The organism is Pseudoalteromonas luteoviolacea DSM 6061, from assembly GCF_001625655.1.
In the GTDB taxonomy this organism is placed as follows: Bacteria; Pseudomonadota; Gammaproteobacteria; order Enterobacterales; family Alteromonadaceae; genus Pseudoalteromonas; species Pseudoalteromonas luteoviolacea.
The window spans coordinates 76064-93060 of the sequence record NZ_AUYB01000132.1 but is presented as its reverse complement, the minus strand read 5'-3'; the positions used below and the strand labels follow the sequence as shown (position 1 = coordinate 93060).

Annotated in this window: 13 protein-coding genes; 1 reads left to right on the top strand and 12 read right to left on the bottom strand. The window is 40.8% G+C overall.

Annotation, left to right across the window (positions count from 1 at the left end):
- Positions 1 to 41: 41 nt before the first annotated feature.
- From N475_RS20460 to N475_RS20425, 8 genes are all read right to left on the bottom strand, one after another.
- A complete protein-coding gene (locus N475_RS20460; RefSeq protein ID WP_063356386.1) occupies positions 42 to 2069 on the bottom strand; it encodes an Ig-like domain-containing protein in 2028 nt (675 codons plus the stop codon).
- Positions 2070 to 2086: 17 nt separating this feature from the next.
- Complete coding sequence (locus tag N475_RS20455; RefSeq protein ID WP_063365863.1) at positions 2087 to 4153, bottom strand: tail fiber domain-containing protein; 2067 nt, start codon at positions 4151 to 4153, stop codon at positions 2087 to 2089.
- Positions 4154 to 4252: 99 nt separating this feature from the next.
- On the bottom strand, positions 4253 to 4888 hold the full coding sequence (locus N475_RS20450; RefSeq protein ID WP_063356388.1) for a Pvc16 family protein: 636 nt from the start codon (positions 4886 to 4888) through the stop codon (positions 4253 to 4255).
- 1 nt (position 4889) lies between these two features.
- Positions 4890 to 6854 (bottom strand): ATP-binding protein, encoded by a 1965-nt coding sequence (locus N475_RS20445; RefSeq protein WP_063365862.1) that lies wholly within the window; start codon positions 6852 to 6854, stop codon positions 4890 to 4892.
- A 2-nt stretch (positions 6855 to 6856) separates the two neighbouring features.
- The gene (locus N475_RS20440) at positions 6857 to 7291 is read right to left on the bottom strand and encodes a glycoside hydrolase family protein (RefSeq protein ID WP_063365861.1); all 435 of its coding nucleotides are present in this window, start codon (positions 7289 to 7291) and stop codon (positions 6857 to 6859) included.
- Positions 7288 to 7803 (bottom strand): UpxY family transcription antiterminator, encoded by a 516-nt coding sequence (locus N475_RS20435; RefSeq protein ID WP_063356391.1) that lies wholly within the window; start codon positions 7801 to 7803, stop codon positions 7288 to 7290. Before N475_RS20435 ends, N475_RS20440 begins: the two co-directional genes overlap by 4 nt.
- 348 nt (positions 7804 to 8151) lie before the next feature.
- Positions 8152 to 8733 (bottom strand): RNA polymerase sigma factor, encoded by a 582-nt coding sequence (locus N475_RS20430; protein ID WP_081232475.1) that lies wholly within the window; start codon positions 8731 to 8733, stop codon positions 8152 to 8154.
- Between the two features lie 292 nt (positions 8734 to 9025).
- A complete protein-coding gene (locus tag N475_RS20425; RefSeq protein WP_063356393.1) occupies positions 9026 to 10279 on the bottom strand; it encodes a hypothetical protein in 1254 nt (417 codons plus the stop codon).
- Between the two features lie 210 nt (positions 10280 to 10489).
- Between N475_RS20425 and N475_RS20420 the strand changes: the two genes are divergently transcribed.
- Positions 10490 to 11560: a DUF3083 family protein gene (locus N475_RS20420; RefSeq protein ID WP_063365859.1), complete on the top strand. Its 1071-nt coding sequence runs from the start codon at positions 10490 to 10492 to the stop codon at positions 11558 to 11560.
- 33 nt (positions 11561 to 11593) lie between these two features.
- Here the strand turns inward: N475_RS20420 and N475_RS20415 are convergent, their stop codons facing one another.
- The 4 genes from N475_RS20415 to sucC form a co-directional block, all read right to left on the bottom strand.
- A complete protein-coding gene (locus N475_RS20415; RefSeq protein WP_081232474.1) occupies positions 11594 to 13345 on the bottom strand; it encodes a diguanylate cyclase domain-containing protein in 1752 nt (583 codons plus the stop codon).
- Between the two features lie 177 nt (positions 13346 to 13522).
- Positions 13523 to 14536 (bottom strand): hypothetical protein, encoded by a 1014-nt coding sequence (locus N475_RS20410; protein ID WP_063356396.1) that lies wholly within the window; start codon positions 14534 to 14536, stop codon positions 13523 to 13525.
- 335 nt (positions 14537 to 14871) lie between these two features.
- A complete protein-coding gene (gene sucD, locus N475_RS20405) occupies positions 14872 to 15744 on the bottom strand; it encodes a succinate--CoA ligase subunit alpha (protein WP_046356227.1) in 873 nt (290 codons plus the stop codon).
- Positions 15744 to 16910, bottom strand: a complete 1167-nt coding sequence (sucC, locus tag N475_RS20400; RefSeq protein ID WP_023399327.1) for an ADP-forming succinate--CoA ligase subunit beta — start codon at positions 16908 to 16910, stop codon at positions 15744 to 15746. Before sucC ends, sucD begins: the two co-directional genes overlap by 1 nt.
- Positions 16911 to 16997: the final 87 nt, after the last annotated feature.

Below are 16997 nucleotides of genomic sequence, written 5' to 3'. Positions count from 1 at the left end.
AATCGCTTTAGACGTTGTATGTATGTTGAAATGGTTGCTTCTTAAGCGTTTTTATCGAATAGCCGATAGCTTGTGACCTGATAGTGAATAAACGCACTGGTGCCATTGTCGTTGCCTATATTTGTTATACGACCAACAATGCCGCCTTCTAAAGCTACAGTTCCACCGGTAAAGTCGGTGGTATTAATATCAATACCATTATCGGCAAACCAATTTTTGCTATTGAGATTATTGAAACCAGGGTTTGAAGCATTATGGGTATGGCCAGAACTAGTGACCAATGATGGCTTGCCCTTAAGGTAATTCTTCTCTTCTTTACCCGCAGTATAAAGCGCTATAACTCTTCGACCTGATGGTGCACCGTGCTGCGACTGGTCTTGTTCATAAAGCACATTCTGACTTTCATCAAGTAATTTAGTGTTGTTCCACTGATTGTTGTTAACCAGTTTGCCCAAATAAGTCACTGAACTTTGTGCTATCAAGAATCGTTCGTTACTTGATGGGTTAAACACTTTGCGGATATAACCCAGATGGCTTTGAAGGCTGCCTGATATTAACTGCCAACTGCCGTTTATATACTCCCAAACAGTGTTATTTTGCGCGTCGTAAATTTTCGATACATCGAGTCCACCGCGTAAATCTGTATCTAAATAAGTTGAGTTAGGCTGTGAGTACGTAATATACCCATATGATTGCTTGCCTTTAAATCGGTGCAATGAAGAGTCAGAGTTCAGGTCAACCACTATCTCACTGGCGGACTGAAAGTTATCTACTTGATTCCAAGGAGTCACGTAAAACTTGAAGATATCCCCTTGGCGTTGCACTTTGACACGCGCCTTACGATTACTCCAACCTCCTCCGGTACCAATATTATATTGCCCCAGTAATTTATCGGAGCCACTACCGACACCAGCGTAGCCAAAATACACCCCGCACCCCGTTGAACTAGGTGCTGTGCCACCAGTGTTTAATACAATGGTCAACACGTAATTGATATTGCCCTCTCGCACAAATGCGGCAACCACCCCGATGGTATCGTTGTCACCATTGTCTGACGAGAGCGTTGCTTCAAGTGTATAGTTGTCTACTTTTTCAGATGAAACGAACCCATTCGGCGGCGCTACGTTAAGTGGCATAACAACACTATCTGACGATGCGTTGTAATACCAAGCTGTTGCATTCGAACTACCCCGAGTTTCAGCATCTTGTTTATTGATAAAGTATTCATTACCGTTAAACCTAGCCCAGTTATTAAATATATCTTGCATCGTGGGTGGACTATAGCTTTGCCTCGCTTGCTCTGCCTGTTGCTGAGTTCGATAAACAAAAGATTCGAGTTCTGGCAGCGGTGTGACATTAATATAAACGATACCCGTCTGTTCGATACTGTGCCCATTTCGCACCCTATAATTAAACTGAGCAGGTTGCTCTGCAAGACCGGTTGACGTGAATGTTATTGTATTGCCGCTAAGTGATACAGTACCACCTTGCGCGTTACTGACTGAAATGAGTGTTAAACCTGTTCCTGAGCCATCTTCATCATTTTGAATCAGCTGTTGCTTGCTAATGAGTAGCGCTTCACCTTGCTGCAAGCTAAACGTATCGGGGTTACACACAATGGGCGGCACAGCAACAACTGACATTGTTACAAAATGCGTCTTTCTGATCCCAGAACTATTCTCAACGGTATAATCAAAACGCGCAGCACTGCCCACTACATTAGTCGATGTAAACTCAACATTGGCGCCATCAATTCTTACTGTACCAAATTGAGCATTTTGCACCGTGATCAAATTCACAGGATCATTGCCATCACTATATTCGTCAAAACTTCCTGCAAGTATATTGGCTATGGGTATAATTGCTTTGCGCTGAGTATATACCTCGAAGGTTTTATCTAAGAGCCGAATAGTCATGGCTGATTTGCCATAAAACTCACTAATGGCGAGCGTATCGCCGGGTACCTTTTCAACATGCTCACTGTAAAAGCTCAATTCGTAAGGTAGTGTGTCCCGATACTCATCACCGATATCTTTAAGTGATATGGGCCCGTTACTTTGTAAAGTCATCGTCCATCACCTCTTGGCTATTCAGATTCAAGCTTGACTAATTTACTTTGCAAACTTGCCACTTTTCCGTTGAGCTCTTTGATACTTTCTACCAGTAAGCCCACTAAATTACCGTAAGCAACCGACAAATATTCCCCTTCTTGGTGCACTGCTTCTGGAAATACTCCCTGAACCTGCTGAGCAACAAGCCCTGTATAACGTCGAGCGTCATTAAAGTCTGAACGCTCAAAAGTAACACCATCTAGCTTGTTCACAATTGTCAGTGCATTTTCAATAGACTTTACGTTGGATTTGAGTCGTTCATCTGAAAATGCAGTAACATCCCCAGTGGCGGTAATAGCGCCAGTTACTTTTAAGTCACCGCTGAAAGTTGCTTCAGAGATATCAACTTGACCGACTAGCTTGGTGTTGACAGATCTTAGGAATCGCTGATCTGACTCAGCTTTAGTGTAGCGGTTTGCAGACTCAGCAGAACGAGTAGAAACTTCCAACTGCAAACTAGACTGCAGCCCAGCTACTTGCTGCTGTCTTGTGGTAATCTCGCCGTCTAAATCGTCTTCTATTTTTTGGCTTCTCGCATCGTTTTCAAGCACATAAGTCGCAAACGCGGCATCAGACTCTGTATCAATCGAGTTAATTAAGTCGACAATTTCTTTGAATGAATCTGCATCTGCATCACTGGCATGCAAAATACTGTCAATTCGATCTTTTTGCTCGTTGATTTTTGCAGTGTAATCAGCTGTTAGTCCTTGTTCTGAAGCCGTGAGTTTTTGTTTAAAAAGAGCGGCATCCAATAGTTTATTGGCTCTTTGTGCTTCAACATCCGCCGAAGACGCAATGTCAGCTGCGTGCTGGTTATTTGTCACTTGAATACCCGCACCAGCTAGTGTGATCTGTTCACTTTCTTGCCATTCGTTGTCCATAGTGCCGTCGCTGTTTTCGAACTGAGAAAACAACACAAATACTTTGAACTGATGCATGGTCCCTTGTAACACCTTAATTGCTAATCCATGGCGGTGGTGGATCCCATGTGACGGGTCAGGCGCCGCAAGTGTGCCATCAGCTTGATGTTGCCAAATACCATTTTCTGAAGCGTTTGCCTGAGCGGTGAGTAGCACTAAGTTCCCAGGTTGCAACGTTACGCCATCTATTTGGCTAGGAACAGAAGACAGATTGACATTGCTATCTGTTTCTACGCACACAATATTGGCTTCACTTAAAGTGGGACTGGCGACTCTATCCAGCTTTTGATTCAGCCACTGGCCATGATCAGCGTTTAAAACCTTGACAGAGCTACCTTGACGAATATCTGATATTTCTGCGAAATCCAACATATTTGGTGGCACCTGCCCACCTTTTAGTTCATTTGCATTCAAGGAGGTGAGCCCAAAACCATTACCTTCAAAGTACTTAGCTTTGACTTTTGAGTCTTGCTCAATTTGAGTGAGATCTATTTGCGCAGGCAAACTAGCGTTGTTCAGGTCAGTGATATCATTGCCATTACCTTTTAAGCGGTCTGCCGTTAAAGCCGAGTTTGATATTTGCCCACCCTGAGTTAAATCAATGTGCTGCGGGAAACGTGCGTTTCTGAAACTAGCGGCGTAATAATCTGGAACGTCGAAGTTCTCTACCTTTTCCCATTGTAAGTTTTGTCCACTATCACTGGTATTAACATAATGATAGTAGCTGGTACTCACATCTTGAGAGCGATTAGCTTTGACCAGCATTCCTTCATATTCGCTGATTGATTGCTTCGTCAACGTTGCTACCGTACCTTCATCTAGATTACGATAGCCATAGGTATACACGCCATTTTCAGACACATCACTCTGTAAGTACAATAAGACGGTCTCTCCAGATCCCAACTCATATTTTGCAAGCTCTTCAGAGAGATCTTCGTTGAGATCGGCAAGTGGTTCTGTCACTGCACAATCAACAATCATACCGAAAAGATGCGCAACCAAGCTGTACGTGGTTCGGTTATCAGTTGCCGCATCTATGAGTTTTCTGAACTCGACTTGAGTAGGAATATCTCCATTTTCAAAGTAACCTCTTAGCTCTGTATTAAGCTCTGAATGTTTCATATTTTACCTTTGGTGATTAATCGTTTATGTGAAGAAGTGCAGCTACTCGAAGAGTGGCTGAGTAGCTGTAAGTAATTGGCTTAAGACTGATTGAAAAACTTAAACAGATTTGTTTTCCATATCTGTTTCAATTTCTTGGATAACTGGCAATAGATCTGGCGTGAACACAGGCACCGGTACAGATAAAGAGAGCAACAATGTAGGTTTTGGAGTAGACCCTAACGCTTGCCAAACTTGACCGCTCACTTTTTCACTGTGTTCATTACCAAACAATTGAGTTCGAATACCATACGGTTTGTCTTCCACTCCATAACTATTCAATATATCTTCTGGTAGAAAATCGTAAGCACCTAAGCCAGATAGCAAGTAGCTCAGCACTAAGTGTTCGAGCTCTGCACTCCCCGCTTCTGCTTTACTCCATACGGTTAACATATATGTTAGCGACACAAACCTAGGTTCCTTTTGATACACCCTATGAGTTTGAGCGGTATTCAGATACGTTCTAGGGGGCTCACTTTGTCTTCGTGTAACATCTTCCGCAATGCCAATCAGATAGCAATTTACAGTGGGCTCGTCGCTAACTGATTTATCGAAGAAACTCTTATCTGGTGCCACAAAACTAAGCGAAATTTCAGAGTCTTGCGATGTTCCAATATCGAGATCAACCGAAAGAATTCTTTCGTTGATAAAGGTTTTAAGGGCTTGCTGTACTTTGTAGATAATTTTGGGATCCATTTTAATTTCCTTCTAGCCAATCTCTGATTTCGTGTTGTGCCATAAAGCCTTCGTGTTGCTTCGAGAGCTCTCTGCGCAAGGCCTTAGCAATATTGCCCTTATCGATGGTTTGCTGCTCGAGCATGAGGCTTTGTAACAAGGCCGTTTCTGTAATATTGATAATTTGGGCTGCACTCAGTTCAAAGCGCTTTGCTAACTTGTCTAAATCAGCAAGTAATGCGTCATTGCCGTTGTCACCGACAACACGTTCCCATATTGCTTTGCGCTGGTCATGGTTGGGTAATGCAAACTCTACAACACTGTGAAATCGACGAATGAAGGCCTCATCTAGGTTTGCTTTTAGATTTGTACTCAGTAACAGGAGCCCTGAGTAGTGTTCCATTCTTTGTAGTAGGTAGCTAACTCCCATATTGGCATTTTTGTCATGACTTGACTCTACCTTGCTACGTTTCGCAAATACTGCATCGGCTTCATCAAACATCAGTACTGCATTACACCGCTGTGCTTCATCAAACAAATTTGCTAAATGCTTTTCTGTTTCTCCTATCCACTTACTCGCAATATTAGCCAAGTTGACAACATATACCGGTAACTGTAACTCCCCTGCAATTGCTTCTGCAGCCATAGATTTACCAGTCCCGGGCCGCCCCCAAAATAGAGCCTTACAGCCTTTTGTATACCTAGGTAAGCGACGCTTTAATTCTGACTGATAGTTATTACGGGCCACGAGTTCTTGCAATTGCTCCAAAGCACCGTCTGAAAGCACCATATCGCTTAGTCGATATCTGGGCTCAATGAGCGTAGCAAGGTCGCTGGGTCCTTTTTTCTGCTCCAAAAGGCATAATTTTGCCAAAGCTTGCCAAAAATCAGCTCGTTCATTTAAAGCTGCTTGCGATACCAAGGTTTGTATGTGTGGAATGGGAACCGGATACCGGGTTGCTACATTGCGAGCATGCAGTCTATCTTGCTCGGTTGGCGTGTTTACTGGGGATAATTCCAACCAAATATCTGTTAGGGTTAGCTCACTTGGGTACTTCACCTCTCGTACATTGAACATTGCATCGTCAATATAAGAAGTTGAATCACAGATGAAACAACACGCTAAATTAGGCTGCCTTTTAAGCCCTTGAATAGTTTCTGCTTTAGAATCAAAAAAGCTTTTAGCCCATTGCGGCAATAACACGATAACTTTCTTTTTATGTGCGAACAATAGTAACCAAGCCAAATCATATCGTATCTGAGTTTGAGTGAGTCCTTCCGGTTCCTCATTGGTCAACATGCTGACCATTGCACCTTGGTTACTCGCTACCTGGATTGCATACCAACGAGCAAACTCAATATCTTTGTTGAAAACGCTATTTAATTGCTGATTTGTAAAGTCATCGGAAAAATCTTTTGCAGCCTCATTAAGTATTAAAAATGCCCCGTCGATTTCACCTAAGATAGGCTGTGAAAACATACAAGTTTCTCCCATCACGACCTCGCCCGTTTGCAAAAATCGCAACAACTCAGGAGCAAGGTAAATACTCTCGGTGAGAGAAGGTATGGTATTTGAGCGTAATAATCCCCATTGAAACACGTTAGAAGTTCTCAGTTCGCTGCTTACCTTTGCTTTTCTTTGAGGCTGCTTTAGAGCCAACGTTAAGAGCTTGTCTAAACTTAAATAAGGCCCTTGCTCATACCAAGTCAGGCCAAGGTACGGCGTTAAACTGTCTGGCTCTATTGCTTGAATAAATACCAAACCTATGAGTTTTAGTTCATAATCACTAAGCTCAAAGCATCGGCTTACAAACTTAAATCGTTGTTGGCTAAGGATCCGCTCAAGTGCTTGATGCAATTTGCTCACACTATCTCCTAAGCTTTCATCGTTGCTCTGCAGCGCACTTCCCACCAAAAAGAAGCTTTTAGCCAAAGCCCTCTCTAGTTCATGCTGGGGTTCAAAGTGCTCCGATAAGCTCTCAGTCATTTTCACCCTGCCTTCATCATCATAGAGAGTTCTTCCTTTCTATCTGGACAATCTGGTATCCAGTTAGAACGTAATATTTCATTGGCCGCGACAGTGAAGTCTTGTACGCACAAAGCGGCTATAAGTTTCTTCTGCGATTTAAGCCCTTCAACACCTAAGCTGAAAGCAATGTTTAACAATACAAGCTTTCTCAGTTCACCTAACTGATTAAAAATTGGTAGATTGTCACTGACTTCTTTGTGCAACTCGTCTAGATCGCGAGCAAGCATCCTCTCTGCTTCGTCTTCGCTTATTCCTTTGTGATACAAGTTTCTACCCACACCAATTGTCAATTCGCCTAAACCGTTCTTAGTTGGTATTGTTGTAAGCCCCTCATGGCAAATTAACTGCACTTTGAGTGCTTCTAGGTTTTCCACTGATATTGTAGAGTGACTCATGCTTCCTCCGTCTTGTTCAACATAGAAACGGGTACAGACATCAAAAGACTTTGGTCTAGGCCTTGCACTTCTATTGCAAATAACGTGTTGTTTTTTATCTCGACGAGTTTTCCTCGGTAGCCTCTTAGACTACCGGTGTGGATCTCTACTGTTTGGCCTACAGTAAATTGATTAAAAGCGGGCTCACATGGGAAGCCAGAGGCAATGATATTTTTAATTTTATCAATTTCTGTAGTACGAATAATACTTGGTTTACCGTTGAATCTAATGTATTCAACAAATCCATTAATTCGCTTGATATGGTGATATTCGCTTTCATCTGCATATACAAAAACATAGGATTTAAATAGTGGTCTAGATACGGATTTAACACGGTCACTCCACTGCTTTTGCTCAGTTAATAGCGGCAAGTAAACTTCACAGCCAAAAGTTAGCCTCGTAATTTGATCTGCAAACTTTTTCTCCATATTGGGCTTTGTATAAACTACATACCAGTTTCTATTTATTGTCATTATAAAATCCACATACGCTCCGCCACATCACCCACATAGCAGGCGAAGTAAAATTGGCGCTAATATCTATTGCATAGTCAGGCCAAAAGAAAAGCTTTGACCACTGTTGTAAACAACTGACGCAGAGAAATAAATTTCGTGAATTTGATTTAAAAAAATTTAGATATTAATAGGTGGTCATAGATAAAAAAGGGTGACTTTTGCAAGTCACCACTTTAAAGGTTGGGCTATAGTTCAAAAACCTAGCAATGATAAGACGAAGTAATGTGTATTATGTGATTTTTATTCCTTTTTATTTTCATCAATGAAAAAAAACAGCCATCAACCTATTTAAAAACATCTATTTAATTAGCTTAAAACTCTATATTCTTCTTTTAAAACAGACAGACGCTTTCGAGCTAACTGTACTCTCTTTCTTACATTTTCTGGCGATAGCTGTAATCGGCTAGCAATTTCTGTATATTCCATTTCATACATAAATTTATATTGCATTACCAATCTCAACTCTTTGGGTAAAATATCTATTTCTTGAATAAGCTTTTTATAAAGGCTTAGGTTTAAATGTTCACTCTCTAACGACACTGATTGATTATCAGCAAAATAGAATTGGTCTGGAAGTTCTGATACGTGATTTACAATATCTTGGTGTTTTGCGTTAGCTCTATGCACATCCATACATAAATTGTGCGCAATTCGACACAACCAAGCAAACTCATTCTCAATAATAGCACTTGAGCGGGTGTATGCTTTGAAAGCTTTTTCACAGGTGTGCGCGATTACGTCTTCTATTTTATCACTGTCATTTCTCAGCCAGCGATAGCAACAACTTAATAGTTTTTCTTTATTTTCTAACCTGAGTCTCCAAAACTCACTATGTCCTTCTAGCTGCCTTTGTTCTGCTGCAACTAACTCCCCTGTATGTAACATCATTTCTCCAATAAAAAAATTTATATCGGAGGAAAGACGGGGTCTCAATGACTCTGTGAAAACAAAATTAACACATTTTGTAAACCATTGTATCTATAGGATTCAATGTTTATATAAGTAAATACAACAAATTAAACAAAAACTAAATCCTACCATCAAAACAAGGAAGTAATTACTCTAGTTAAGACTAATTTTTACGTTATCTTAGCTGTTATTCGCTAGCCGCTCGTAAACGACAACCAGCTCTAAAGATTTAAAGCCAAATTCATTTTACGTAGTAATCAAATATAAGCTTTTATTTAATTGATAGAATATTTGACCTAATTTCACTCAATATAGGATCAACATCATCACCTCTGTGAGCTAATGAAACTCTCAATTTTTGCCTATAAGTACTCACTACAAACGCCAAGCCAGCTGGAGGCAGCGGTACACTAAAGTTATAGATATCCACAATCTCATGCTCACCTAAATGGCTCAAGTCAAACTCCAGTGCACCTAAATTAGACAGGATCATATTTCCTTTTAGAAAAAGCTTTTTGTATATACTTACAAGCCCTTTTAATGCTGATCTAGGTAGAAGATTTATTGTCAACGCTTGGATTTCTTGCTGAGCTTGAAAGGTTTTGTAGCCCCCTCCCTTAACCTTATCCAAATGCTGTCGATAATCTTCCAACCAATTATTGTCACCACCGATATTAGATTCAAAAACAATAATGAGATTGTTATAAGCCCATTTAAGATTCTTGTTCGAAAGATCTCGAACCGACATTGTTTCAAGTACATTTAACTCCTTGTCTGCGCAAATAGACTGACTCAATATGTAGTTAAGTGCCACGTTTACTGAAACTTTGTGATTCTTTGACCAACTTACTAGCTTTTTAGTTGCTAGCTCACCAAGATCCATGTAATCAACCTGCCATTGGTCACTCCTTTTGTGCATCAAATCAACTTGCTTTTTCGGTCGAGTGAAGTTTTTGAGTAATAGCTGTGATGCGCTAAAGTATGCTCTCACTTTGCAGGACTCAAAGAGCTTGTCTTCACGCTCAAAAGAACGGTCTTCTATATCTAAAGAACGAGAATTCAAATACGCATTAATTTGCTCAAAAAGCAGATAACCACTTCTAGCGTCAGACGCTGTATGTGAGGATATAAACAACAATGCGCAATATTGATGATAATGAATACAGATAAATTTAACAGGTGAAGAAGAGAATGGGTCAATTACATCATCAAATAAGTAGTTTCTCAGAGCATCATGCCAATCTTCATAACTAGAGTACTTTTCAGACCAGTTTAAAAAACGCTTTTCTGGAAACAGCTGTTGATCGAATTGCCAAAAATACCGACAGCGTTTACGGACAATACGACTTTGCATGATCGGATGGCTTTTAGCAATGTGGTCGACAGCTTCATTTAATTGCTTTTGGCTTGGACTGCTTTTCAGAATTACCAGATCACACGAGTTACCATTGTCGTTTGCGTCAGATAAGGCTAAAAAGTTTAAGGCTCTCGCACTTAATGGAATTAAAGGGTATGATTTCTTCATTGAAGTTCCTTTTTTAACAACAGACATTAAACAAGAATCATTCCCATGTCTACACACTATTGTAAAATCAAATATAAACACAAATATATTTGTAACTTTTTGTCTAGACTTCAAAAAAAGTAGTGTGACAATTTTTGTTCTAGCGCAATAAAATCGTCATGTAAATTCAATAATATGAGGCCAACTAAGATGTATTGTTAAGGACTAAAAATGGCATCAATGAATTTACACCGCGTCTACATTCCCACAAATGCCCGAAATAATCACTATATTTTGGCCGAGTTTAAACCTGATGACTCCTTTTACAGTCATTTTGATGATATAGACAGTGCATATCAACGACTTGGGCGAAAGTTATTTGCGTTATGCGACGAATTTGAACTGTACAACGTGCAGTTGATAGTTAACGATAAGTTGCCGGTTGTTCGCTATCATGAAGAAACTTACAACTTGCAAACCGACAAACAAATTTTGTTTTTCTACAACCCGAGATACCATGAAGCTCACAAAATCTACAGCGATAAAGATCACAAAGCTAGAAAAATACGCTTACTATTTTTAGCAACTGGTGATGAATTACGTGCCAATGCTGCCGCTTTTCACAGTAAAGTGAAACGTACTTTAGATGCACTACAATCACAGTATGCTGATCAAAGTATTCATTTTAGAGTACGGGATCACCAACACTTAACATACGATATCTTCTCCAAAATTAAGGGGCATAGAGAAACATATGGCTATAAGCTACGAAGCCTTTACCCAAGATATCAAGCAAGAAATTGTACACTGCCAGAATCCCACAGCGAGATTACTTACGTCACTTTTTCAGTGCCAATTACCCGTGCACTTAAAACTGAATATCAACATCTGCTAAGACCCGGCAGCTACACCTCGTTTTACCAAACCATCGAAGACAAGTTCCTGACGATTTGTAGCCAGTTGCAATTGAGCCACGTTGGATTCGTTGCCGACGGCAGAATGCCTATCGTTAGAAACAGCCAAATAGACAAATCAGATCACAATAGAGAGTTGCAAAAGCTTAGCTTTGATACTTCTTTAGAAGACGGACAAACCCATGCTATCTGGGATCCTGAGTATCTATGTGAAGTGATGCACTTTGTCGTTGTTGCGAACGATAAAGACAACAAGGACGTGGGCTATGGTAAATTTATGAACAACGTCGAAACTATGGTAAGACGTTTTACAACACAAATGCCGATAAACCCTGAAAAACAAGACATCACAATGCGATTCTTCCAGCACATCAGCTATACGTATTAATTTACCTAGTCAAGAATAAGCTCTTTGGGTCGGTTAAAAAGCAACAACCTGCCCTGGAGCATTTCTTTTGACATGAACCAAACGGCTTTCAAGCTCAGCAAAAATATTGCCAAAGTCCCCTTCTTCTGAGCAAATCAAAGCACCAGAAAAACTAACATTGTTCAGCTTCTCTTGCTCTCTAAGTGCTTCTTTAAATGCTGATAACCTTTTTTGCAGAACCGCTTTTTTCATCCCCTCGCACAAAATCACAAATTCTTCTTCACTCACCCTACATACCAAGTCTCCGTCGTCCCTAAACTGTTTTAAAATGAGATCAGCCGCCAATTTCAGCATCTCTTCGCGTCCTCGACTTTGAAACTCTGGGTCCCTAATACCATCAAGTTCAATTAAAGCCATCGCATAATCAATAGTACGATTAGAGACAACCTCAAATTGTTCAACAAAATAGCGCCTATTGTACAGCCCAGTACCAAAGTCTTTATAATTAAGGACCTCAGTCAGATTACTTTTAGAGCGCCGATAGTAAGCCACGACGACCATAAGCGTCACGACTAGCAGTGCAATTACTATGTATGCTTTTAGTAAATCATGGCTACCAGTTCCGTCTTCCGATTGTCCGGCTTGAGCACTGTTCGTGTTAGCCGATGATACCAATTGAACTCTTTGCCGTTGTGTTTCAATCAACCCGTTTGTCTTAAACTGGTTTCTATTTTTGGACACCTCGTCGTTTTCCTCAAGAAACTTTACGTAGGTGCGAAGTGTCGCTATTGTTTGAGGCAAATCCTGTTTAGCTTGGTATACGTCAGCTTCAATTTTTAATGTTTGACGGGTGTAACGGTTGTTAAGTGTGTTGTCGTAGGATTTTAATAGTTCTTTCGAGAAGCTGAGCTGAGCCAACGCCTTATCAAAATCCTTTATATCAGAATAAGCTAAAGCCATATTGTTGTTCAAAACAATTAAATGAGCTGGGTTGATTATCGCATTTACTTGGGCCAATTTTGCTTGCTTAAAGTATTCAATCGCTTCTTTAAATTCCTTTTTATTAAGTGCTATCTTACCTAATCCTGATAACCCCCAAAATTCATATCGTGGTAAGTTCTTAGTGTGTGCCAAATCATGCATTTCGTGGTAGCACTGTTCAGCTTTATCGATTAAGTTTGCTCGCAGTAAAACCAAACACAAATTGTACTTAACTGGTAAACCATCAAGCAAATTACCATTCTCACGCGCTAAGTCTTGAGCTTGATACGCATATCCAAGAGCTTTGACATAAAACTGGAGTGTTAAATAGTACGCCGTTAAACTGTCATAAACCATAAGCTTGGTAGTATCGTCCACGCTTTCTGGGTTTCGTGAAATATACCCTTGAGCTGTCTGAAGCGACTTTAATGCCAAGCTATACTCTTCTCGCCACACCGCAATCACAGCTTCCATTGCATCTGTTCTAATCAATAAATCTGAAGCTTTTTGTTGTGTAAAGCTGAGACGGGCTTGCTTTATATATTGTTTAGCCTTTGGCAACTCTCCCTGTTCTATTGAAAAAAATGCGCGATACAGATACCAATACCCTGAGCTTAAACTCAGCGGGTGTTCTTTCACGTAAAACTTGGCATTATCATAATATTTTTGCGCAGCCTGAATGTCTCCCTTGAAAAATGCAGCTCTCGCTTTCATAGTTAGCCAAAAAGCGCGGTTCATCGCGTCAGGTTTATGATCTGCTGTCAGTATTTTGATAGGGTCTTCAATCGCTTGAGCCTCAAATTCAAGCATCTGTTGCTTAGTCATTGCAACAGAGAGGCCTGAAAAGAAGCACAAATAAAGGATAACAAAATGTAAACGCAACTAGAAAAATCCCAGAATTTTATACTAGTTTAAATGTAATCCCTAATTTTGAAATGTTCAATAAATTTAACCTTTATAGGATATTTGGTCAGTATCTGGTATTACAACTTGCCACTCACTTTACACCGTCGTTTTTTCTTTGCTTGTATCCGAATGTATTGTGTTGTTTGTACTTCCTAGCTGTTGCAATAGTAGCTGCTTTCTTTCGACAGATATAGTCAGCTCATCTGCTATTAAAGACAACAACTGCCTGTTTGTATCTTGGGTCGTTACAATGCTTTCTTTTAGGTCTTTGTTGTGCTGATGTAATTGCTCAGCCAAATCGGCCTGCGTAATGGTATTTTTGACCTTATCTTTTGTCTTCTGATCTGTGCTACCCAATAATTGATTAAATACATCAACCAATCGATTTAATACACTATAAATAACATCTGCGGCAAATCCTCCCAATAACGCTGCGAGAGGTTTATGAAAGTCACTGATAGTTGGGTTACCATGAGCTAAGTCAGCTGTAGGTATAAGTTCAGCAATTATCAAACCGGCCATGAAACCCATAATCACCATAGACCAATAAGTTGAATCAAACTTAGGATCATAATTACACTGTCGAATGTAATTTCGAGATTTGTGTAAACAAGCAAACGTAGCGCCAAGGCCTGCACAACACAACAAAAACAACTGATTCAGCAGTAGCGTTTTACCTTCCGAATTAAACAGCCCTTCATTAATTGTTTTCTGATTAACTTCAGGCGATATTGAGAGACCGATAATAGACAACAGAAAAAATACCGCCAATACAGACATATGCCTTACAAGCTTGACGGGCCCCAAAAACCTAATCCACCCCACAGAAGTTGATTCTTTATCCATAATGGCCAATGTTAATGGCTTTGCTGGACAAACAAGAACTGAAAGTTCTTTGTGACATTTCGTTAGCTCAGATAATTCATGTTCGTAAAACCCAATACCGCCCTCAATACTAGAGCCCTCAGACTCAATCACTTCTTGCTTACGCTGTAACTGATAAACTGTATTTGGCATATAACTGGGTATTGTTTTTCCCTGCCCAGACGCATAACGAATCATAACATCACACTCTGTTAACAAGTGGCTTATGAAATCCTTTTGAGACATAGTCTTACCTATCTGTAATATGGGAGATTGCGTTTATATCAGTTAACAATACTTAACTTCAAGTACATTTAGTTACGAATTACAAAGATTTAAGTGATTGAATAATGGTATGAGGTAATTTTAAGAATAAATCAGTATCGGGTACAAATGATCTAGTATGTTAATTCTAGGATAAAATGAGTATCCCCTCTACAAACCGAGTGCCTGTCGATTGTGTTTTTTACTATTGAAGCACTGCACAGCTCGTGGTAGAGCAGAAGAACGAGGATAAAGACATGGAAGCAAAACTAAAAAAGGCTCCCAAAGGAGCCTTTTATCTGATTGGAAATCGTAGATTACCAGCCAGCTTTTTCTTTAAGTGCAGCACCGATCTCAGCTAGAGAACGAACAGTCTTAACGCCTGCTTCTTCTAGAGCTGCGAACTTCTCATCAGCAGTACCTTTACCACCTGAGATGATTGCACCTGCGTGACCCATACGCTTGCCTGGAGGAGCAGTAACACCAGCGATGTAAGAAACAACTGGCTTAGTCACGTTGTGTTTGATGTACTCTGCTGCTTCTTCTTCAGCTGTACCACCGATCTCACCAATCATTACGATTGCTTCAGTCTTAGGATCGTTCTGGAACATTTCTAGTACGTCGATGAAGTTAGTACCTGGGATTGGGTCACCACCGATACCAACACATGTTGATTGACCGAAGCCAGCGTCAGTAGTTTGCTTAACCGCTTCGTAAGTAAGAGTACCTGAACGAGATACGATACCTACTTTACCAGGAAGATGGATGTGACCAGGCATGATACCGATCTTACACTCACCAGGAGTGATAACACCTGGACAGTTAGGACCAATCATGCGAACGCCAGTTTCTTCTAGCTTCACTTTAACATCAACCATATCTAGTGTAGGGATGCCTTCAGTGATACAAACGATAAGCTCGATGCCACCGTCAATCGCTTCTAAGATAGCGTCTTTACAGAATGCAGCTGGTACGTAGATTACAGTTGCAGTTGCGCCTGTCGCTTCTACAGCTTCACGTACAGTGTTGAATACAGGAAGACCTAGGTGAGTTTGACCACCTTTGCCTGGTGATACACCACCAACCATCTGCGTACCATATTGGATAGCTTGCTCTGAGTGGAAAGTACCTTGACCACCAGTGAAACCCTGACAGATTACTTTAGTATCTTTATTAATTAGTACAGACATTATTTTCCCTCCGCAGCAGCAACTACTTTCTCTGCAGCATCAGTTAGTGATTCAGCAGCGATGATGTCAAGACCAGAGTTAGCTAGTACTTCACGGCCAGCTTCAGCGTTAGTACCTTCAAGACGTACAACTACAGGTACGCTTACGCCAACTTCTTTAACCGCACCGATAATACCTTCAGCGATCATGTCACAACGAACGATACCACCGAAGATGTTTACTAGTACTGCTTTAACATTGTCATCAGAAAGGATGATCTTGAATGCTTCAGATACACGCTCTTTAGTCGCGCCGCCACCAACGTCTAGGAAGTTAGCTGGCTTACCACCGTGTAGGTTTACGATGTCCATTGTACCCATCGCTAGGCCTGCACCGTTAACCATACAACCAACGTTACCGTCTAGAGCAACGTAGTTTAGTTCAAAGCTTGCAGCGTGTGCTTCACGTGCATCTTCTTGTGAAGGATCGTGGAATTCACGGATCTTAGGCTGACGGAATAGCGCGTTGCCATCAACACCAATCTTACCGTCTAGGCAGTGTAGGTTGTTTTCGTCAGTGATTACTAGAGGGTTGATCTCTAGTAGTGCGAAATCGTGATCGATGAACATGTTCGCAAGACCTAGGAAGATCTTAGTGAACTGTTTGATTTGAGCTGGGTTAAGACCAAGCTTGAAGCCTAGCTCACGACCTTGGTATGCCTGAGGACCTACTAGTGGATCGATTTCAGCTTTGTGAATTAGTTCTGGTGTTTCTTCAGCAACTTGCTCGATTTCTACACCACCTTCAGTTGAAGCCATGAACACGATTTTACGTGAAGCACGGTCAACAACAGCACCAAGGTATAGCTCATTTGCAATATCAGTGCAGCTTTCTACTAAGATCTTAGCAACAGGCTGACCTTTTTCGTCAGTCTGATAAGTAACTAGGTTTTTACCTAACCAGTTTTCAGCAAATGCGCGGATCTCGTCTTTGCTATCAGCTAGCTTAACACCGCCAGCTTTACCACGGCCACCCGCGTGTACTTGACATTTAACGACCCACTTGTCGCCACCAATCTTACCAGCAGCTTCAACCGCTTCCTGAGGAGTGTCACAAGCGTAACCCTCAGATACAGGTAAACCATATTCGGCAAAAAGTTGTTTTGCCTGATACTCATGCAAATTCATGATGCTTTATCCAATTTTTTATACTAAAAAGGCTGAATATTTATGCAAATAATCAGCTATCCCAAATTGCGCCCATAGTATAGATCC

Bases quoted from the DNA above. Each gene is read 5' to 3' on its own strand.
- N475_RS20460 (WP_063356386.1), bottom strand. From the start codon at position 2,069: ATGACTTTACAAAGTAACGGGCCCATATCACTTAAAGATATCGGTGAT.
- N475_RS20455 (WP_063365863.1), bottom strand. From the start codon at position 4,153: ATGAAACATTCAGAGCTTAATACAGAGCTAAGAGGTTACTTTGAAAAT.
- N475_RS20450 (WP_063356388.1), bottom strand. From the start codon at position 4,888: ATGGATCCCAAAATTATCTACAAAGTACAGCAAGCCCTTAAAACCTTT.
- N475_RS20445 (WP_063365862.1), bottom strand. From the start codon at position 6,854: ATGACTGAGAGCTTATCGGAGCACTTTGAACCCCAGCATGAACTAGAG.
- N475_RS20440 (WP_063365861.1), bottom strand. From the start codon at position 7,291: ATGAGTCACTCTACAATATCAGTGGAAAACCTAGAAGCACTCAAAGTG.
- N475_RS20435 (WP_063356391.1), bottom strand. From the start codon at position 7,803: ATGACAATAAATAGAAACTGGTATGTAGTTTATACAAAGCCCAATATG.
- N475_RS20430 (WP_081232475.1), bottom strand. From the start codon at position 8,733: ATGATGTTACATACAGGGGAGTTAGTTGCAGCAGAACAAAGGCAGCTA.
- N475_RS20425 (WP_063356393.1), bottom strand. From the start codon at position 10,279: ATGAAGAAATCATACCCTTTAATTCCATTAAGTGCGAGAGCCTTAAAC.
- N475_RS20420 (WP_063365859.1), top strand. From the start codon at position 10,490: ATGGCATCAATGAATTTACACCGCGTCTACATTCCCACAAATGCCCGA.
- N475_RS20415 (WP_081232474.1), bottom strand. From the start codon at position 13,345: ATGACTAAGCAACAGATGCTTGAATTTGAGGCTCAAGCGATTGAAGAC.
- N475_RS20410 (WP_063356396.1), bottom strand. From the start codon at position 14,536: ATGTCTCAAAAGGATTTCATAAGCCACTTGTTAACAGAGTGTGATGTT.
- sucD (WP_046356227.1), bottom strand. From the start codon at position 15,744: ATGTCTGTACTAATTAATAAAGATACTAAAGTAATCTGTCAGGGTTTC.
- sucC (WP_023399327.1), bottom strand. From the start codon at position 16,910: ATGAATTTGCATGAGTATCAGGCAAAACAACTTTTTGCCGAATATGGT.